Below are 20,028 nucleotides of genomic sequence, written 5' to 3' on the forward strand. Positions count from 1 at the left end.
TGAAAGTTGCAAGGAATTGATTTAAAAAGAGGCGTCTTTACCTATTTGTTAATAATGCCTCAATTTTTGCATACTTTGCAGTCCTGAGTACTATTTACTAACATTTACGAACAAATAATAAAAAGTAGACGAATGTTTATTACCTTCAATTAAACTGTTAATAACAAGAGGGATTAAAATGATACTAGAGAAGAAAGTCTGGGTGGGATTATATTATAAGAATATCAGCTATTATGAATCTTTAGGATACACTATTCCTAAAGTTAACGGAATAGTTAAAAAAGATACTAAGATTTTAGTTAGAATTGAGGATTTACCTGAAGGGTCCAATGTTAAAGTTACGAAGGTATGTGATGTGGACGGTTGTGGGAAACACATTCCTAATCAGGTATATAGACAAATACTAAGTCGCAGAAAAGATGGGGACGGAAAAGATAGATGTTCTAAATGTGGTTATTCTGAAATAGGAAAAACGAGAAAGAAAAATATTGATTATGAAAATACATTAGAATTTAAAGCAATTCTTAATAAGCAAAACTATTTGTTAGAAGAATTTAGTTCTAAGAATGAATATTTACCCAGTCAAATACCATATAAGTCTAATGAGAAAGTTCTATGGAATTGTAATAGATGTGGGGGTGAGTTTCCAACAACTGTAGCTAGCAGAACTGAATCAAAGACCAATTGCCCATACTGTGCAAATAAAAAGGTCTTGAGAGGATTTAATGATTTATGGACAACTAGCCCTGAAATTGCTAGATATCTAGCAAATCAGGAAAGGGGTTATGAATTAACTGTAAGAAGTGGTAAAAAAGAGGATTTTAAATGTAATGATTGTGGATATGTCATACGAAAAAAAAGACTAGCTGATGTAAGTAAACATGGATTTTCATGTCCTCAATGTGGTGATGGAGTTTCTTATCCGGAGAAATTTATGATTAGTTTATTGTTTCAATTAGAAACATTATTAAACATTTCATTTGAAACTCATAAAATCTTTGATTGGTCAAAAAATATTTTTCATGTGAATAAAAATTTAAGTGGAGATAAAATTTATGACTTTTACATTCCATCAATAAAATGTATTATTGAAACTCATGGAATTCAGCATTATAAAAAAAGTTTTAGTTCAGCGGGCGGTAGAACTTTAGTTGAAGAACAAGAGAATGACCATATCAAAAAATCACTCTCAATCAATAACGGAATCAATTATTATATAATAATTGATTGTTCTAAATCTGACCCAGTATATTTAAAAAATAATATTATCAATTCGAAATTAAGTGAAATATTAGATTTAGCAAATATCAACTGGTCAAAATGCCATGAATACGCTTGTGATTCAATCGTGAAGAAAGTTTGTCTGATGTGGAAAAATGGGGTTAACAATACGGTGAAAATTGGAGAAGATTTAAGAATTCATTCTAATACTGTTATTAGATATTTAAAACTTGGAAAAGAATTGGGATGGTGTGATTACGACTCAAAAGAAATAATGAGACAAAATGCAGATTTAAACAGGGAAAATCATAAGAAAGCAGTAGTGCAACTATCAATGGATAATACCTTTATTAAAGTTTTTTCCAGTGCCGCAGAGGCAGGACAAGAACTTGGGGTTAACTATAAAGGGATTTCATCTGCATGTAATAGAAACCAGAAGACAGCATTTGGATATAAGTGGATGTTTAAGAGAGAATTTGATTCTTTGATGAATAAGTGAGAATATCCTACATAATAACCCTGCTTTTTTTAAGATTAAGACTTTGTTAGGTCTGAAAACTAAGGGGGTGGCTAAATTAGTATTAACCCCTTAGTTTTGAATAGTAAGAATCCTTATATATCAAGGGTTCCAGAGTTTAACTTTGTCTTAAATAATAGTCACTATTAGTCTTTTTTCTTAGTTCTTTTCTACAGTGATCGCTACACGTTAACTTATTCTTAGAGTTTGTTTTGAAAGGTTGCTGACAGGCTTTACAAGTACGGTTGTACTTTCCTACCTCAGTTTCCTTGAAAGAAAACCATATATTTGTTGATAAGTGTCACTAAGTACATTATTTGGCAGCACATTCATCAAATCAATTTCACTGTGTCCCTCGATAACCACAACCTCGAACTCATTTGTTGATATCCATTATGGAGTCTGAATATAGTACTTCAAGGATTACTGTGGAAATTTCATCATATTGCATATTTATTTCTACCTTTAAAACCTACGATTTCTGTTTGAGTTTACGTATAAATGGATATTGATAAAGAATAAAAATGGGGTATAATAAAACTAGGGAATTAGACACAAATACTAGTGATTAAATTAAGAAAAATACTAGTGATATTATTGGTTTTATACTGCTTTGACGTTAATTTGAAGGGGATTTGAATGGATTTACTCCTATTAAAAAGTGATTATAAATGAGTACAGTCTTCAAAACTGCTTGAGACCTGCGTGCCAGGTCTGGTGGGTTCGATTCCCACGCAGTCCCGCCAACTTAAGATGCTTGAAACAACACCGAATAAGTGTTTGGACTTATTCCCAAACGGATTTCGACCAGTCTCACGAAAGACTGTGTTAGGCTGTAATGAAAAACCGTTTTAGACTGATACATAAAACCGTTCAACCTCTTACGTAATTTTTATTATGGAAGGGGTTTTTATTTTGCGACAAAACCAATTAAGAAAGGTTAATCGTGAAGCGAAATCAGTAAATGTTGGAGGATATGCATATTCCATTTCAGAGATGTTTGAGCAATTCATGTTAATCAAAAAAGGAGACGTCGACGCTCCGAAAGCAGACAGCAATTGGTGTTAGATTTTTCAAGAAAAGATGTTTGTGATGAAATTATCTTAAGACTTTCAAATATTTTAAAGAGTGCGCCCATTACGTATGTAAAATGGGATATGAACCGCCATATGACAGAGGTTGGATCTGCTAGTTTACCTCCTGAACGTCAAAGGGAAACAGCACACCGATATATGCTTGGTTTATACCGTGTAATGGAGGAAATTACAACAAAGTTCCCCCACATATTGTTTGAGAGTTGTTCTGGCGGCGGTGGACGCTTTGATCCGGGAATACTTCACTACATGCCTCAAACATGGACTAGTGATAATACGGATGCCATTTCCCGTTTGAAAATTCAATACGGAACGAGCCTTGTCTATCCTATTAGCGCTATGGGGGCTCACGTATCTGCAGTTCCTAACCATCAAGTGGAACGTATAACATCGCTGGAAGTAAGAGGCCATGTGGCCATGTCAGGAAACTTTGGTTATGAACTGGATGTAACAAAATTATCAAAAGAGGATCAAGAGATCATTTCAGATCAAGTAGCCTTTTATAAAAAAATAAGATCAGTTATCCAATTTGGGGACTTTTACCGTCTATTAAATCCATTTATGGGAAATCATACAGCATGGATGCATGTTTCTACAGATAAAAAAGAAGCAGTTTTCACCTATGTAAAGGTGTTATCTGAACCGAATGATTCATTCACTAAGGTTCGATTAAAGGGATTAGATCCAGACACAAAATATAAAGTATTTGAGTTAAATAGAAGCTTTTATGGCGATGAATTAATGAACGTTGGAATAAATATTCCTCATATGAATGGAGATTTTACAAGCCTTATGTGGAGATTGAGTGCTGAATAATAGGTTAAATGGGATGGATTCGTAAATGCTTACAGATCCATCCTTTTTTCATAGGTAAAAAGTGATAATATAAAAGACGAAAAGATTACCTGAATGATTCGTTACAAAGAATTCGCCTCCAAAAAGAATTTTGAAAATATGGCAGCACCATTCTCTACGTCCGGATGAACATAGGGCCATATTTTCAGGCAGTTCGGTCGTGGACCACAATGATTCTACTGGTTTATTTATGGGAAAAAAGGGCTTGTTGCCATCCACACTCTTGCAGATGAATAAAAACAAAGACAATTAATTTAGAAAAATCTTAGTAAAAATAACTAGATTTGGCTTGGAATAGTTTTAATATATTCTGTCTTCGGAATTGGTATAAAGATGACTATACAATTAAACAAGTATATAAACACCAGATCAGACGCTCCTCCCCTTTTTTAAAAAAATGAATGAGCTGCGTCTATTTAAGTATTGCCATTTTTCAGTTCTTACAGAAACTAATTTTCATGGTAGTGTAGTGAAAAATGATTTTACTTTTAAAGATTCTCCTCTTTATTTAGACAGAGAATATAAATCTTTGAAAAATGTACCTGTAAAACTAACGCAGGTCAATATTTTACCTTCTAATCGCACTAACTTACCGTTGAGGATACCGTGTAAGTGTTTTATTATCATTATAACAACAAAAAAAACAATGCTGAATGCGGTCTATTAATCTGTTTTGAAAGCAATTTTTTATCTTATTAGAAGATCCGATAGACAGTCCTAGTTTCAGCTTACAGGAAGGAGATAAATTTATGTCAAAAACCACGTTTATTGGACAGGAAGTACAAGTTTCGCAAAAAATTTGTTAACTGTATGTATGACTTGACATTGATTAAAATGAAAGCGGTAAAAATTAAATAATGATTGACCTTTACTATACAAAAAAATTTAATTAGCTATATCAAATAAGGGGGGAACAAAATAATATCATTTATGTATATCAAGAGGTTAACAAATTTGAAGAAAAATCAGAATATTATGAGAAATATACTATAGGGGAGTCAATGTTTTATGAAAAATAGGAGAAACATGAAAAAATGGGTTGCTCTCGGTCTGGCTGCTGTTTTAAGTGCAAGCATAACAGGATGTAGTATGGAGACAGCCAACAACACTACAAAGGCAGTTGATGTGCCTAAAGGTCTATGGGATCCATACAAGAAAGAGGTAACTTTGACAACAGTAGTGGAACAAAATGCTGGAACCAATTTCCAGAAGGGGGATTCCTACGATCATAATCCTTGGTATCGTGCATATAAGGACAGGTTTAATGTTAAGGTAAAAAATCTTTGGGTAAGCAACGATTATACTACCAAGCTGAATCTTTCCATCGCGGATGGTAAGATTCCGGATGTTTTCCATGTGAATACCCAGCAGTTGGTTCAGCTTCAGCAATCCGGTCTTATTATGGATTTGACGGATTTGTTTAATAAATATGGATCGGATACTCTGAAGAGTTATATGAAGAATGATAAAGATACCTATAAAACAGCAGTTCTTGATGGGAAACTGTATGGAATTCCACAATTGAACTATGGTATAATCGACCAGTTTAATTATGTGTGGATTCGTAAGGATTGGAAAGAAAAACTTGGTCTGAAGGATCCAAAGACCATGGATGATGTAGTTAATGTGGCAAAAGCATTCCAGAAGAACTTTGGAGGATATCCGATCACTGAGACAAAGACTCTGGATACCATGAACCGTTTGGCGGTTGCCTGGGGTGCACATCCGGGAATCTGGGTTAAAAAGCAAGATGGAACCATCGCATACGGTTCTGTACAACCGGAGATGAAACAAGTACTGTCAGATTATGCAAGGTGGTTTAAAGACGGACTTATCAATCCGGAATTTACCACATATGATCAGCAAAAGATGTTTCAGGATGTGATCAATGGCAAGACGGGTGTAGCTCCTATGGCACAGTGGTTCGGTTATCTGCCAGGTCCAGACATTGTGAAGAATCAGGGGCCGAATGCAATCTTTGAACCATATGCGATTCCATCAGCAAATGGAGCAGAGGTAAAAGGTAGTGTAAGCTTTGGAAACCGTGGATATATTGTAATAAGTAAGAACGCCAAAAATCCGGAGGCAGCTCTTAAGCTTATTAACTTCTTTGCTTATATGATGGATGATGCAGCTGGAAAAGAAAAACCAGAATTTATCAGCTCTCTGTTTGACAATAACTATCCTAATATTCCATATGGATTGAATGTTATAAATCCTCTTACAGACTACAATCAGTTTGTCAAAATCAAGGAAGCGATCGCAAAAGGAAACAATGTAGATGTTACTGAATTAGGAAAAGATGCATCCAAATATAACAGTATTGTGAATTGGAAAACCAAAAAGGATCCAAATGGTGTAGGTGATTTTCTTCAGCAGGGAAATGACAAATCTGCATACGGGATTGCGAAGAATTACCTTGATAACGGGAATTATGTAAAAAATGCACTGTGGGGATCGGGGGGGAAGGAAACTGAAACATTGATGCAATATGGAAGTACCCTGAATGATATCCTGACTGAAGGATTTACCAAAATTATCACTGGAGAAGAAAAAATCAGCTACTTTGATTCTTTAGTGGAACAGTGGGAAAAAGCAGGTGGTGCACAAGCTACAAAGGAAGTCAACAAAGCTTATGGAAATAAATAAGAAATAAGGTGCAGGGTTGTCGAAGCTTTGGCGACAACCCTATAAAAATGCATAGATTGGAGTTGAAGTATGAAATTATCGAATAAAATCAAGAATCAGTGGCAGTATCATGTTATGCTTTTGCCGGGTGTGATTCTGACATTTATATTTTGTTATATACCATTGTATGGATTAATTATGGCTTTTCAAAATTATAATCCAGGAACCGGATTTTCATCGCCGTGGGTTGGATTGGATAATTTCAAGTTTTTATTTAATCAGCCGACTTTTGTCAGAACAATATGGAACACATTATTTATTTCCGCTTTGAAATTAATATTAGGCATTATTGTTCCATTGTTTTTTGCCGTTTTGCTGAATGAAATGATTTCCCAGCGTTTGAAGCGTTTTTTTCAGACACTGATTTACATCCCCAATTTCCTTTCATGGGTTATTGTGGCAGGTGTATTGATGGATCTACTTTCCAAAGACGGTGCAATCAACCAAATCTTTGGGATGATCGGACTCCCAGCCATAAATTTTCTTGGAAGTGATAAATTATTCCCTTGGACAATGATTATCAGTGATGTCTGGAAAGGCTTTGGATTTGGTACAGTTGTCTATCTGGCAGCATTGGCTGGCATTGATCCGGGGTTGTATGAATCTGCAATTCTGGACGGTGCTACCAGATTGCAGAAAATTAAAAGTATTACCATTCCATTGCTTAAACCGACGATCGTACTGATGCTGGTTTTATCTCTTGGAAATGTATTGAATGCCGGATTTGATCAGATCTATAACCTTTATTCCCCAAGCGTATATCAGACAGGAGATATTATTGATACTTATGTCTATCGTTTGGGTTTTCAACAGGCCCAGTATTCGATTGGTGCAGCAGTTGGTTTGTTTAAGTCTGTAATTTCCTGTGTACTGGTTCTTGCATCCTACGTTATGGCGGATAAGTTTGCTAAATATAAGGTATTTTAGGAGAGAGTGGCATGAAAACTATAACTAAAATAAAATATAGTACTTTTGATTTGAATAGCATGAAAAATATAAAGAAAATAAAATATAGTACTTTTGATGTAGTACTGGTGATTTTTCTGGGGCTTGTGTGTATAACTTGTATTCTTCCATTTGTAAATCTCCTGGCAATCTCTTTTAGCGGTAGTACTGCGGTTGCTGCTGGAAAGGTCGGGCTAATACCAAAAGATTTCACATTATCCTCTTACGAGTTTGTATTGTCAGGGGGGAAATTTCTTAGAGCAATGATGGTATCTATCGAGAGGGTTATCATTGGTACGGGCATTAATCTGCTTTTAATGGTGTTGACTGCATACCCATTGTCAAAGGGCACTAAAAAATTGGCTGGCAGAAAGTATTATATGTTATTTTTTGTTATTACCATGCTCATAGGCGGAGGTATGATTCCTACCTATCTGGTTGTATCAAATTTAGGTCTTAAGGATACTATCTGGGCACTAATACTGCCGGGAGCATTGCCGGTATATAGTATGATTATTCTGATGAATTTTATCCGGGAATTGCCAGCGGAGATGGAAGAGGCTGCGGAAATTGATGGAGCGACACCTTTGCAGATTTTGATTCGTGTTATTTTGCCGGTTCTTAAACCTGCTTTGGCAACTGTTGGGTTGTTTTGCATAGTAGGTCATTGGAACGACTGGTTCAGTGGTATGATTTATATGAGTAATCCCGATAACTATCCTCTTCAGACATATTTGCAGTCTCTTCTTCAGAATTTTGATCAATTGCTTTTATCAGATAACACCCATGATATTCAAAGCCTGCTTTCAAAGATGAATGCAAGAACAGGACGTGCTGCACAACTGTTCCTGGGTTCAATTCCTATAATACTGATTTATCCGTTCTTACAGAAAAATTTTACAAAAGGACTTGTACTTGGAAGTGTTAAAGGATAAACAAGGGGTGTAAACTATGAGTTTTGGTGGGATTTTTAATATAAACAGCAAATTTTCGCAGTTTATGAGTCGGCTATTTGATTTAGTTATCCTGAATTTAATTTTCATCATCATGTGCATTCCTGTTATTACTATAGGAATAAATTTTACAGCCATGTATTATGTGTCATTGAAAATGATTAACAATGAGGATACTTATATCATCAGAAGCTATCTGAAAGCTTTTAAAGAAAATTTCAAACAATCGACTTCTATCTGGTTGATTTTGATTGCTGTTGGGGGAATAATAACAGGAGATATATATTATACAAATAATTTTATAAAAGGTATCGGATCATACTCAAAATATCTGTTTTATTTTTTAGGAATAATTTCCTGTTTTGTAATGTTATATGTTTTTCCGATACAGAGTAAATTCAGCAATAAAATTAAAAATACCATGATAAATTCCCTATCGATGTCCATCAGACATTTGCCTTATACAATTTTAATAATGGCAATTTTCATAGTACCATTTGTGATATGCATGAATGCTTCGTTTTCATTTTTTTTCTCATATATATTTATTGGCTTTTCAGCAACTATATACATTAATTCAATAATTTTAAATAAGATTTTTAAAAATTATTTACAGGATGGGCAAGCGGAACACACAGACCCTGCTAACTAAAAATTCATAGAGTATGAATGAAATTAAAGCTAAAACAGCAAAACCGATAAACTGGTTTTGCTGTTTTCCTTTTGATTAGACAACAATCTGCTTAGACGGTGGAAAAAAGGGCTTAAGATCCGAATAAAAAAGAACTCCTATATAGAATGAAAGTGACTGACAATCGCAAAACAAAAATCATAGGTGGTGCCGTACTGGGTAATGATACACACAAAAAGGAGGTGTCAATATCATATTGTGTGCTCTTGGTGGCAAAGAAAATATTTCTGCTGCAGCACATTGTGCAACGCGTTTGCGTTTAGTTTTACATAATGAAGATTCATGCTGTTGGTAAATCACTTGCTGAATAGAGCTAAGCAGGAAATGTTTATAGAGCTATGCTTGTCCTTCACGTTGTTAATTCGAAAAAACTTGATACTATTCCTTCTAGAAGGGAGATAAATCATGAAAATAGAAATGGATCATCCTTTCAATTATCGCTGTCTTTCTGATCGCTGTAATAGGATGTATAGTCAAGCTTCTTAGAACGGAAGATAGACCTAAAGTAGCCGTTATTTTACAAGACCTAGACTCACGGTATTGGGATATTGTGAGGGAGGAGTGGAAAAGGGGTTTCGAGAATTCGATATAGATGGTAAAGTTATCGCGCCTCCTTACGGCTCAACTATTTAAATACGTCTGTTCTATGCTAGGATTCAGAACGTTTCGAACAGCCAAATAGATCATCTGTGGAGTGGAGGTGATGCACATGTTGAAAAAAAGACATATTCAACAAGGGGTGAAGTCTGTCCAAAGTGAGTTGAAGTTATATATAAATCAAGTGCATAAAGAAAAAATTGGCAGGTATGAGTCTGGTTCAATACGGTACCCATACCTGCCAATTAGCTGCTTAATAGAGAACTCTAACTTTTCGGGGTTACTTCAAAGAGGCATCTTTTTTATATATTCATAATTATTCATTTTGCTTTTCATATTTAAATTAATCAATTTATCTAGTTGTTGACTGCATTGGATGGTTCTAAAGTTGTTTAATCCATACATTCTACTTAAATGAAGTAGTTGGCTTCTCTTTTCCTCGATTAAAATTATGAGGTTTGACATGTGTAATGATTTTTTGTTATACGAACGAAATTGTTTTACGATCTTCAAATTTTGGAATCCAGTCACCGTGTGCTTCAATTAAATCATCACACATCGCAATGATGTCGTCCATTGATAATTCAGCGGCAGTATGAGGGTCAAGCATTGCTGCCTGATAGATGTGTTCTCTCTTTTTCGTTACCGCTGCTTCAATTGTTAAAAGCTGTGTATTAATATTTGTACGGTTAAGAGCCGCTAATTGTTCTGGAAGATCACCCACATAGCAAGGGTTGATTCCACTGCGGTCAGCAACGCATGATACTTCAACAACAGCTTTTTCTGGTAAATTGCTAATTAAGCGCCCCGTATTTAAAATGTTGCCGCCAAATTTAAATGGAACATTCGTCTCAATCGCTTCAATAATCCGGGAACCATATTCGTGAGTACGGGTATGGGTAAGCTGCGTATTGTTGACCATCTCGTCACGCATTTTGTCCCAGCGTTCAATCTGCTCTACACAACGACGTGGATACTCATCAAGAGGGATATTGAATTTTTCGATTAATTCCGGATAATTGCGTTTAATAAAGTACGGATGGTACTCGGCATTATGCTCAGATGATTCCGTTACGTAGTATCCGAATTTATCCATTAATTCGAAGCGGACCATATCATCATGTTTTATTTGTTGTTTTTCTCTCGCACGGCGTTTAATTTCTGGGTATAAATCTTTGCCGTCGCGTTTGATCTCAAGGAGCCAGGCCATATGGTTGATACCAGCGATTTTTTCTTCCACTCCTTCATGATCCATTCCTAAGGCTTTAAACAGGTGCTCGCTGCAAACTTGTACACTGTGGCATAATCCAACTGTCTTAACGTTTGTATAGCGCAGCATGGCTCCTGTTAAAGTTGCCATCGGATTTGTGTAGTTTAAAAACAGGGCATCCGGACAAACCTCTTCGATATCTTTGGCAAAATCCCACATCACGGGAATGGTGCGAAGCGAACGGAAAATTCCGCCAATCCCGCTTGTGTCAGCAATTGTTTGACGAAGGCCATATTTTTTAGGAATTTCAAAATCGATAACGGTGCTTGGTTTGTAGCCGCCAACTTGAATGGCATTAATAATGTATTTTGCTCCTCGCAATGCTTCTTTCCGGTCCGAATACGCTTTTACTACAATGTTTGCATGTAAGCTTTGTTTTAAATTGTTTAACATATTTTCTGAGTCTTTTAAGCGCTGCTTGTCTATATCAAATAATGCGAACTCGAACCCGGCTAATGCGGGAACAAACATGCAGTCACCAAGAACATTTTTTGCAAAAACGGTACTTCCTGCTCCAATAAACGTGATTTTTGACATAAATTTACCTCCTGTAAAGTAAAACAGGGACTGCCTATCGGCTTTTTTTTGAAAGGATAAAAAATTGCCTGAAAAACAGATGATGTCCCGTATTAAACTTTTTGTTTTTTTGTTGTCTTAATAATAGTAAAACGTTTATATAATAACCTCAATGGTAAGTTAGTGTGGTTGGAGGGTAAAATATTGCTTTAAATTATAGTAGGCAAATGTAGGATTATGGAACATACTTTTTTTCGTTTTCAAATTGTGCTTTTTAACGATGTGGCCGACATTTTCGTGCTGCCGGCCATGAAGAAAAAGTATATATTAGCATCGGTTAAAGTGGAAAGACGTAGCACGTGTGTTGATTCAATACTTCAGGAACGAAAGTTATCCAGTCAAGGCAGGGAAGTTATCCTTTAATTTTCTTGGGTGAGACTAGAGTAATTATTAGCTAGAGAGATCTCTCTTAAAATATTAAAAGGACTTCAGTAACAAAGAAATAAGAAATAGTGTAAGCGACCTTGTGATTCCTAAGAGGAAGATCGAGGTTGCTTTCTGTTTTCTTACTTCACTCACTTTTCAAATAAGACCCGATGTACTTCATAATAATTGTTTTTTCTACGGAATTCCATTGGTGAGGAACCAATTACCTTTTTAAAAACTTTCCCAAAATAATTTGAGCTTGAAAATCCAGTTTGTCTTGCAATATCTTCTATATTTGGATCAACTGATGAAATTAATAACTTAGCTGCATGTTCGATTCTTACTTTGGTCAAATATTGGTTAGGAGTCATTCCAATTTTTTTTTCAAATTCTCGAATAAGATAAAATTTTGAAATTCCTATAGCAGTCGCTATATCGTCCAACCCGATAAGTTCTTGATAATTTAATTCAATGAACTGTTTACATAGTTCAATTTTTGATGGCAGTGGCTCAATTTTTTTCTCTCGGTAAACATGACTGATTAATTCCATAACTAGTTGATATGCATATTTTGAGGATTGATATACATCATGTATTTGGTCTTTTATCGCTATCTCATAGGTATTCCACGCTAATTGAATAAAAGACGAATCCGGCACTATGGAAACAATAGGTCCTTTTAGGGAATACAGTTGACGCCAGAAAGGTAATGCTTCTTTTGAAAATTCAATATAAAGTACCTCCCACTCAGAAGAATCAGCAGGCAGACGGTAACAATGGTCACCTGGTATTTCAACAATAAACGCATCCCCTTGTTTCAGACGGTAGACGGTACCATTAATTTCGATTTCTCCTTGTCCACTTAAAGTGTACTGAAACAAACAATGGTCATCCTCACGTTCTCTTCCATCCCATTTATAATTAACAGACGTAATCGTTTCCCATCCGATACCCTTTAACATTAACAGAGACATAGGCATTACAAATTGAAATCCAACGGAAGTTTGTGGTAGATCAAACAGCAAGATTTTACCCTCCATCTATTTTTATTTCTAATGTCCGATAAAACAATTCATTTTATCTTTAATTATACAAGCAATAAATTTTAATTAAAAGATTTTTAGGAGTACAATAATTTATTTGTTTCTCCTTTAACAACAGTAAAGATCAGTACAAAAGGGATGGGGCAAACTGCCATTTAAATATTATTAGATTGAATAAGTGGCGGGAAACTTTCATTGAAAGTAATTGTTCCTACTGAATGGGTAATTAAAGAATATTGCGGAACTAGCAGGTAGAGAGAAGATATAACTTTAAAGGGCAGGATGCTTTGGTTTATGTAATTTAAATAGTCTGAAGGTTTAGCATCTCGTAACTATTGAAGAATAAAGGTTTTTTGAGGTATCCTCGTCCTTATGCCCTAAACATCCCTTAATCTGTGTTAGACTTATTCCGGCTTCAGCTAATAAAAGCGTTTGATAACACAGAAAATTTTTTTAATAGATTATATTTATTGACTATTGTAAATTTTTTGAATTTTAAAATTTAATTTAGTTATGATAGGTTATTACTATAGCGAAGGGGGACATGTTAAAAATGGCACTAATAAAATTTTCTGGTGTATCCAAACAATTTGAACGTAATGATGAAACAATTTGGGCTACACGCGATATTCATTTAGAGGTTGAAAAAGGGGAGTTTCTAACAGTAATTGGTCCAAGCGGCTGCGGAAAATCAACTGTGCTAAATATGTGTGCCGGAATAATGAAGGCCGATGAGGGATCCATCCTGTATGATGGAAAGCCGGTCAAAAAGGTAAATACTAAAGTTGGCTATATGACCCAAAAGGATAACCTGCTGCCATGGCGAACAGTAATGAAAAATGTGGAACTTGGGTTAGAAATCCATGGGATCAGTCGAAGTGAACGAGAAAAAAGATGTAGGCGCTATATTGAAATGGTAGGATTGGATGGATTTGAAAAACAATATCCTCAAGAACTTTCCGGTGGAATGCGAAAACGGGTAAGTTTGGCTCAATTGTTGGCCTATAATCCGGAAACATTACTGCTTGATGAACCGTTTGGTGCCCTAGATGCTCAATTACGGTTAATCATGCAAGATAAATTATTAGAAATATGGAAAGAAACGAAGAAAACCATTATTTTTGTTACCCATGATCTCGACGAAGCAGTTTCTTTAGGCGATAGAGTAGCAGTATTCAGCAAGCGTCCCGGAACCATTAAAATGATCGAAAAAATCAATATTCCAAGACCAAGAGATGTATATAATATTCGTCTTTCACCGGAATTTTCGAAAGCGCATACAACGCTTTGGAGTGCACTAAAAGATGAATTTGAATTGGAGGTTAGCAAATGAGTTTAGAGGTAATTACAATCGAACAGCCAAAGAAAAAGGCCATTTCTAAAAGGAAAATGAGGAAACAGAAGGAATTTATTAAACTTTCTATTATTAGACTATGTATCATCATTTTTACTCTTTCCATTTGGCATTTCTTATCTGGAAGAGTGATAGATAAGTTTTGGGTCAGCTCTCCTACTGATGTTTTGCAAGCGATTTACAAGTGGACGGTTAGTGGCGAATTGTTTTACCATCTATCCATCACAGTGCAAGAAACGATACTAGGGTTCGTATTCGGTGCATTGGGAGGGGGGATTGTAGGATTTTTGCTCGGCCGCTGGACATATGGCGCGAAAATTTTCGAACCTTTCATTATGTCTTTATACAGCTTGCCTAAGATTGCGTTAGCACCGTTATTTATTCTTTGGTTTGGAATTGGAATCGATATGAAAATTATCTTGGCTGCGGTTACAGTGTTTTTCTTAGTATTTATCAATACCTATGCGGGTGTTAGAAATGTGGATAAAGATATGCTGGAAAACATTCGGATTATGGGAGCTTCTGAAAGACAAATTACCTTTAAAGTGGTTCTCCCTTCTGCACTGACTTGGATCATGGTTGGACTAAGAACATCTATTCCCTATGCTTTAATTGGAGCTGTTGTTGGTGAAATTACGGCCTCGAACAGAGGGGTTGGTTACTTAATTCAATATTCAGCTGGGCAATATGACACGGGTGGCACCTTTGCGGCCTTAATTGTTCTAATGTTATTTTCAATTGCATTAAATTTCGTCGTTACCGGGTTAATTGAAAAGCGCTTCTTGCGTTGGAAGACTGATCATTCAAACTAAACAAAAGGAAATGGGGAGAATCTATGCGTAGGGTAAAAACATTTGCGGCGGGGTTATTAACAAGTATGTTATTATTATCGGCCTGTAGTGCTGAAAAATCTTCAAACGAAGCAGGAAAAAAGGGGAAAACAGAAAAAATAACCATTGCTCAATCCTCTTCCAGCTTATTATTTACACCGATTTATGTTGCCCAAGAGAAAGGCTTTTTTAAGGAGGAAGGTTTGGACGTTGAAGTGACAATTGCCGGAGGATCTACCAATGTTCTTTCCGCAGTAGTTGGGGGTGGAGCAGAGGTTGGGGCCACTGGCTTGTCCGTGGTAATGGATGTGAATAGTAAAGGTCAGGACGTTCAAGCATTTGCCTCTTTAATTAATCAATATGCATCAAATGTGGTGATTAGGAAAGATGTGGCTCAGAAGCTAGGTGTCACCGAAGATTCATCTATTGATCAGAAAATTATGGCTTTGAAGGGTTTAAGCATTGGAATTACACAGCCAGGCGGCGGCAGTGATCGTTTAGTTCGCCACTTATTAAAAGGTCAAAATCTGAATCCAGATAAGGATGCAACGATTGTCCCTCTAGGGAAAGCGGAAGCCGTTCTCCCAGCGTTTAAGAATAATCAAATTCAGGCATTTGTATTCTCTTCGCCTACAACTGAACAAGCCATTACTAGTTATGATGGTATGTTATTGATAAACCTGTCGAAGGGCGAAATGAAAGAATTAGATGGGTTTACACATAGTACATTACTAACAAAGAAAGATTTTATTAAAAAGAATCCAGAAACGATCCAAAAAATGACGAATGCGATTGCGAAAGCAGAAAAGTTTATAAGTGAGAATAAAGAAGAGGCGAAAGAAGCAGTCAGAAAATCATTTGATAAGCTTGATAAGGCAACCTTCGATGCCGCATTTGAAAACAACTTCGATGCGTTTGCACGGACACCGGTTATAACCAAAAGTGGATTTGAGATGAATGTTAAGTTTGAAGGAGTAAATGCGCCTTTTGATCAGGTTGTAAACAATAAGTTTGCCGAAAAGAGTATTCAATAAAATAGAGTGATTGAGTAGAAAAAGTCTTGTGGATGTTGCAAGACTTTTCCTTTTAATAGGAGGATTGAAAATTTCCTGAAACAGGAAGAAGGTTTGTATAGGTGAATCGGAAAAGACTTTATATTTTATTACTCTGTATCCTCTCGGGGTATTTTGTTTCTTTAACAGGCATTTCTGTTGGTTGGATGATTGGGGCATTCCTGATGGGTGGAATCCTTTCTCTGTGGATACCGTCTTGGATTAACCCTGCCGAAGGGGTACCAGGAGTTCCGAAATACTGGATGTTTATCGGTCAATGGATATTGGGGGTGGAATTGGGACAAAAAATGAATACGGGCGTTTTCCACCTATTTATTGAAAATTGGCTTTATGTCATCACCATACTTCTCGTGTCCATTCTATTTTCCCTTCTTACCGGCTATTTTTTATGGCGATTTAGTCAAACGGATCTCTTAACAAGTTTTATTGGAACGGCACCTGGTGGGATTTCAGTCATGCCTATTTTTGCCGAAGAAATAGGGGCGAATCCCGCTTTAGTTAGTATCATTCAAATCATCCGAGTTCTATTAGTGATTGGTACGGTGCCGCTTTTGGCCATTTATTGGACGAACAGCAGTGAAAAGTTGCATACCAGTGTACTTGCCAGTGATGCTCCAGTGGAGGTCCATCACCTTTTTTGGATGGGGTTAGTAGTGATTCTTTCTGTTGGTGGTTCATTCCTAGCAAAATATTTAAAATTCCCTACTCCATGGCTGCTAGGCAGTATGATCGTGGTAGCCATATGGCAGGTAATAGGTGGTCTGTATAAGGAAAGTTTTTCAGTCATTTATTGGCCGCACGGGCTGCTCATCATATCACAGCTATTAATTGGGCTTAGCATTGGCTCTCGATTAACGAGTCGGATGTTTGTTGGAATCAAACGGACATTGCTGGTCGGTTCACTAGGATCGGTAGGGTTAATTATAGTGATAGCGCTTTGTGCAACCGTGATGTCAAAAGTAACCGATATTAGTTGGATTACAGCTATTTTAGCCTTCGCGCCAGGTGGAATTGCAGAAATGGCAGCTACAGCTGTTGCCCTAGATGCAGATTCTACTTTCGTGGTGGTCGTGCAGGTGCTTCGAATCGGCATTGTCATTACGGTATTACCAGCAGTATTTAAATTTCTAGAGCGGCGAATAACAAAGAAAGAAATTAGTATGACAAAATAGTTGAAAATAAGAAGAGCAAACGTCAGGTTTGCCCTTCTTATTTTTTTATTCATTTGGGTATTCTTTTAAAAAGTCGACAAATGCTTTAACTGGCGATAGGGAAAGCGATCTTTCACGGTAAAGCAGCCAGGATTTTCTTGTTATTAGTTTGTTATTTTTTTTAGAGATTTTTATTTTATGAACATCCTCATCTTTTAATAAGCACATAGAAGGCAGAATTGCGTAACCCAGACCCATCAGAACCATTTGTTTACATGTATCAATACGGTCTACTTCCATGTTAATAGTAGGAGGGTTCTCAAAGGTTTCCTGCCACCAATTATCGATTGTTGTCTTTAAGGATTGGTCAGTTTCGTAATTAACCCTAGGAAGTTTAGGTAAGTCCTTAATATTTTTGATTGGATCTTTGGAGACGATGACAATAGGTTCCTCACGAAACAAATATTTTCCTTCTGGCCAGACATAAGTTCCTCTTACAAAAGCGAGATGAACGTCTTCTTTATGAAGCATATGGTTAACCTCAGTGCTCCAGCCAGTTTTTAAATGAATTTCAACATTCGGATAGAGGGATGCGAATTCTTTTAAAATGAAGGGGAGTTGAAACCTTGCGATAGTACTTGAAACTCCTATTCTTAGTACTCCTTTGATTTCCTGGCCCATGTTTTGGACGTATTCTTTTGTATTTCGAAGCTGTAAGATCATATTCATGGCATATCGGGCGATATATTCACCTTCAGAGGTGAATTCTACTCCTCTTTTTCCTCGAGCAACAATCATCGTTCCAAATTCTCTTTCCAATTGCTGAAGGCGATAGGTCAAAGCCGGTTGGGAAATGTAAAGTTTTTCAGCAGCTTTAGTAATATTACGCTCTTCATAGATCGTCTGAAGAATGGTCCAATCCTTTTCATTCATCGTTCAGGAATCCCCCTATCCATAAGCAATATTTATCTAATAATAGCAAATAAACAAATTATTTTTATGATTCATATTATACTATTAATAAAAAAAATGAAATATAAAAATACCATTTTTGTGCAAAAAATAGAAAAGAGTACCCTATAACAGAACTACCTTCCATTAGGCGGGCTATTTTTTAATCAAACTATTTCCGGTTTCTATTGTTGTGATTAAATGTATAAGTTATTTGTTTGGATATTTATCACTTGTATATATCATTTTTTTGTTATTTTTCTATTATTAGGCTGTAATTTAATCATATGAAACATCACTTTTCTAAGATAAAGAAATTTTATGGTAGTTTATAAACAATCAATATTATTTTTATTCAATAAATTATGATAACTTTTAAATATCACCTTTAATAAGCTTATTAAGTTGAGAAAAAGTAACAAAGAGAAGACGGGGATATGAAAAAATGGGGGGGAATTGTCATGAGTAGAGCAACGGGCCTTAACATTGCAAATCGTATGGATCGTTTACCTATTTCTTCGGTCCACAAGAAGGTTATTTTTATTTTAGCAATTGCTTATTTTTTTGAATTTGCAGATTTGAATACGTTTTCATACGCTGCACCTGTATTAATGAAACAGTGGGATCTTCCAATGAATGTTATTGCAACCATTAACTCCAGTGCCTTCTTCGGAATGTTTTTGGGGGCTACCTTAGGTGGATGGCTTGGCGATAAAGTAGGAAGAAAGAAAGCTATTATTACAGGATTAATAATTTTATCTGTATTTTCAGCGTTGAATGCGCTCGCTTGGGATGTATGGTCACTTGCAATTTCCAGATTTGTAACAGGGATGGCTGCTTCAGCTTTGTTGGTGAATGCTAATACTTACATCATTGAATTCTTCCCTAAAGCCGTTCGTGGTAAGTATCAAGCATTAGCGGTAGGTATTGGTATTACGGGTATCCCAATTACGGGTTATGTTGCTAGTCGGCTAATTCCTATGGGGGATTTTGGCTGGAGATTTGTATTTGTATGGGGAGCGTTGGGAATCTTTGCTTTATTCGGTATCGTAAAATTGTTTGAACTACCTCGTTGGTATGAAATGAAGGGACAAGTAAGTAAAGCGAAAGCAACCATTGAACAAATTGAAAAAATCGTTGCCAGTGAAAAAGGTCCTTTAGCTAAGCCGGACCCTGAAGTTTTAGTTGCTCCAATAACTAAAGGTAAAATGTCTGATGTCTTCAAGGGAATATATCTAAAACGTACAATCATTCTAATTTCAGTTTGGATCCTTCAAACAATCGCTTTCTATGGATTTGGATCATGGGTTCCAACACTATTGGTAAATCAAGGAATTGATATCTCGCATACCTTACTTTATAGCACATTAATTACGTTAGGTGCTCCATTAGGTGCATTTACGGGTGCAATGATTTCGGACCGCTTTGAGAGAAAAATAAATATTATTGCTGCTTCCTTCTTCATTGCAATTGCTGTGTTCTTATTCGGAGCCACATTAAATCCTGTTATGATCGTTATCTTTGGTTTCCTTATTAATTATATCGAAAGAACCTTCTCATCAAATCTATATACTTATACATCAGAACTTTACGGAACAGAAGTGCGATCTTTTGGACAAGGATTGACATATGGTATCGGCCGTGCTTCCAATATTATCGGACCATTTATTATTAGTTTTGTCTACACAGGATTTGGATATTTAAACGTATTTATTCTAATCTCACTTGTTTGGGTATTAACAGCTGTAGCTATATTCTTTGGTCCGCGTACTTCTAAGAGAAGTCTTGAAGAAATAAACGGCACACAATCGAATAAAAAATTCCCAGCATCGTCCAATCTTTAGACTGAAAAA

16 protein-coding genes and 1 pseudogene are annotated in these 20,028 nt (G+C 36.0%); 13 read left to right on the forward strand and 4 right to left on the reverse strand.

Going from position 1 to position 20,028, the window contains the following annotated elements; genetic code table 11:
- The first annotated feature begins 178 nt into the window (after nt 1-178).
- The 8 genes and pseudogenes from L1999_RS09380 to L1999_RS09415 all read left to right on the forward strand — a co-directional run bounded on the left by L1999_RS09380 (nt 179) and on the right by L1999_RS09415 (nt 9,259).
- On the forward strand, nt 179-1,720 hold the full coding sequence (locus tag L1999_RS09380) for a zinc-ribbon domain-containing protein (RefSeq protein ID WP_235743289.1): 1,542 nt from the start codon (nt 179-181) through the stop codon (nt 1,718-1,720).
- 933 nt (nt 1,721-2,653) lie between these two features.
- Nucleotides 2,654-2,806: a hypothetical protein gene (locus tag L1999_RS09385; RefSeq protein WP_235743290.1), complete on the forward strand. Its 153-nt coding sequence runs from the start codon at nt 2,654-2,656 to the stop codon at nt 2,804-2,806.
- Nucleotides 2,770-3,648 (forward strand): annotated as a pseudogene (locus L1999_RS09390) (alpha-galactosidase); the annotation flags it as partial. The gene L1999_RS09385 and the pseudogene L1999_RS09390, both read left to right, overlap by 37 nt.
- A gap of 1,047 nt (nt 3,649-4,695) precedes the next feature.
- Entirely contained in the window at nt 4,696-6,336 is a 1,641-nt protein-coding gene (locus L1999_RS09395; protein ID WP_235743291.1) for an extracellular solute-binding protein, read from the forward strand.
- 69 nt (nt 6,337-6,405) lie between these two features.
- Complete coding sequence (locus L1999_RS09400) at nt 6,406-7,302, forward strand: ABC transporter permease (RefSeq protein ID WP_235743292.1); 897 nt, start codon at nt 6,406-6,408, stop codon at nt 7,300-7,302.
- 11 nt (nt 7,303-7,313) lie between these two features.
- Nucleotides 7,314-8,255, forward strand: coding sequence for a carbohydrate ABC transporter permease (locus L1999_RS09405; protein ID WP_235743293.1), 942 nt, complete (start codon nt 7,314-7,316; stop codon nt 8,253-8,255).
- A gap of 16 nt (nt 8,256-8,271) precedes the next feature.
- Nucleotides 8,272-8,925 carry a YesL family protein gene (locus L1999_RS09410; RefSeq protein WP_235743294.1) on the forward strand — a complete coding sequence of 218 codons (654 nt, stop codon included), beginning with the start codon at nt 8,272-8,274 and terminating at the stop codon, nt 8,923-8,925.
- A 235-nt stretch (nt 8,926-9,160) separates the two neighbouring features.
- Nucleotides 9,161-9,259 carry a PTS sugar transporter subunit IIB gene (locus L1999_RS09415; RefSeq protein ID WP_235743295.1) on the forward strand — a complete coding sequence of 33 codons (99 nt, stop codon included), beginning with the start codon at nt 9,161-9,163 and terminating at the stop codon, nt 9,257-9,259.
- A gap of 587 nt (nt 9,260-9,846) precedes the next feature.
- On the opposite strand, the gene L1999_RS09420 is transcribed toward L1999_RS09415, so the two are convergent.
- From L1999_RS09420 to L1999_RS09430, 3 genes are all read right to left on the reverse strand, one after another.
- Nucleotides 9,847-10,026, reverse strand: a complete 180-nt coding sequence (locus L1999_RS09420; protein ID WP_275677495.1) for an aspartyl-phosphate phosphatase Spo0E family protein — start codon at nt 10,024-10,026, stop codon at nt 9,847-9,849.
- Between the two features lie 16 nt (nt 10,027-10,042).
- Nucleotides 10,043-11,368: an alpha-glucosidase/alpha-galactosidase gene (locus tag L1999_RS09425; protein WP_235743296.1), complete on the reverse strand. Its 1,326-nt coding sequence runs from the start codon at nt 11,366-11,368 to the stop codon at nt 10,043-10,045.
- Nucleotides 11,369-11,922: 554 nt separating this feature from the next.
- A complete protein-coding gene (locus L1999_RS09430; RefSeq protein WP_235743297.1) occupies nt 11,923-12,798 on the reverse strand; it encodes a helix-turn-helix transcriptional regulator in 876 nt (291 codons plus the stop codon).
- A 571-nt stretch (nt 12,799-13,369) separates the two neighbouring features.
- Between L1999_RS09430 and L1999_RS09435 the strand changes: the two genes are divergently transcribed.
- The 4 genes from L1999_RS09435 to L1999_RS09450 all read left to right on the forward strand — a co-directional run bounded on the left by L1999_RS09435 (nt 13,370) and on the right by L1999_RS09450 (nt 17,245).
- Entirely contained in the window at nt 13,370-14,149 is a 780-nt protein-coding gene (locus tag L1999_RS09435; RefSeq protein WP_235743298.1) for an ABC transporter ATP-binding protein, read from the forward strand.
- On the forward strand, nt 14,146-14,982 hold the full coding sequence (locus L1999_RS09440; protein WP_235743299.1) for an ABC transporter permease: 837 nt from the start codon (nt 14,146-14,148) through the stop codon (nt 14,980-14,982). The genes L1999_RS09435 and L1999_RS09440 overlap by 4 nt, the downstream gene beginning before the upstream one ends.
- 23 nt (nt 14,983-15,005) lie before the next feature.
- Nucleotides 15,006-16,034, forward strand: a complete 1,029-nt coding sequence (locus L1999_RS09445) for an ABC transporter substrate-binding protein (protein WP_235743300.1) — start codon at nt 15,006-15,008, stop codon at nt 16,032-16,034.
- A 101-nt stretch (nt 16,035-16,135) separates the two neighbouring features.
- Nucleotides 16,136-17,245: an AbrB family transcriptional regulator gene (locus L1999_RS09450; protein WP_235743301.1), complete on the forward strand. Its 1,110-nt coding sequence runs from the start codon at nt 16,136-16,138 to the stop codon at nt 17,243-17,245.
- A 45-nt stretch (nt 17,246-17,290) separates the two neighbouring features.
- On the opposite strand, the gene L1999_RS09455 is transcribed toward L1999_RS09450, so the two are convergent.
- The gene (locus L1999_RS09455) at nt 17,291-18,157 is read right to left on the reverse strand and encodes a LysR family transcriptional regulator (RefSeq protein WP_235743302.1); all 867 of its coding nucleotides are present in this window, start codon (nt 18,155-18,157) and stop codon (nt 17,291-17,293) included.
- Nucleotides 18,158-18,636: 479 nt separating this feature from the next.
- On the opposite strand from L1999_RS09455, the gene L1999_RS09460 reads away from it, so the two are divergent.
- Complete coding sequence (locus tag L1999_RS09460) at nt 18,637-20,019, forward strand: MFS transporter (protein WP_235743303.1); 1,383 nt, start codon at nt 18,637-18,639, stop codon at nt 20,017-20,019.
- The last annotated feature ends 9 nt before the right edge of the window (nt 20,020-20,028 follow it).

Source organism: Neobacillus drentensis, from assembly GCF_021560175.1.
Classification (GTDB): domain Bacteria; phylum Bacillota; class Bacilli; order Bacillales; family Cytobacillaceae; genus Neobacillus; species Neobacillus drentensis_A.

Excerpts from the sequence above, each read along its gene's own strand:
- L1999_RS09420 (WP_275677495.1), bottom strand. The coding sequence starts at position 10,026 with ATGTCAAACCTCATAATTTTAATCGAGGAAAAGAGAAGCCAACTACTT.
- L1999_RS09400 (WP_235743292.1), top strand. The coding sequence starts at position 6,406 with ATGAAATTATCGAATAAAATCAAGAATCAGTGGCAGTATCATGTTATG.
- L1999_RS09460 (WP_235743303.1), top strand. The coding sequence starts at position 18,637 with ATGAGTAGAGCAACGGGCCTTAACATTGCAAATCGTATGGATCGTTTA.
- L1999_RS09435 (WP_235743298.1), top strand. The coding sequence starts at position 13,370 with ATGGCACTAATAAAATTTTCTGGTGTATCCAAACAATTTGAACGTAAT.
- L1999_RS09445 (WP_235743300.1), top strand. The coding sequence starts at position 15,006 with ATGCGTAGGGTAAAAACATTTGCGGCGGGGTTATTAACAAGTATGTTA.
- L1999_RS09410 (WP_235743294.1), top strand. The coding sequence starts at position 8,272 with ATGAGTTTTGGTGGGATTTTTAATATAAACAGCAAATTTTCGCAGTTT.
- L1999_RS09440 (WP_235743299.1), top strand. The coding sequence starts at position 14,146 with ATGAGTTTAGAGGTAATTACAATCGAACAGCCAAAGAAAAAGGCCATT.
- L1999_RS09425 (WP_235743296.1), bottom strand. The coding sequence starts at position 11,368 with ATGTCAAAAATCACGTTTATTGGAGCAGGAAGTACCGTTTTTGCAAAA.
- L1999_RS09380 (WP_235743289.1), top strand. The coding sequence starts at position 179 with ATGATACTAGAGAAGAAAGTCTGGGTGGGATTATATTATAAGAATATC.
- L1999_RS09395 (WP_235743291.1), top strand. The coding sequence starts at position 4,696 with ATGAAAAATAGGAGAAACATGAAAAAATGGGTTGCTCTCGGTCTGGCT.
- L1999_RS09405 (WP_235743293.1), top strand. The coding sequence starts at position 7,314 with ATGAAAACTATAACTAAAATAAAATATAGTACTTTTGATTTGAATAGC.
- L1999_RS09455 (WP_235743302.1), bottom strand. The coding sequence starts at position 18,157 with ATGAATGAAAAGGATTGGACCATTCTTCAGACGATCTATGAAGAGCGT.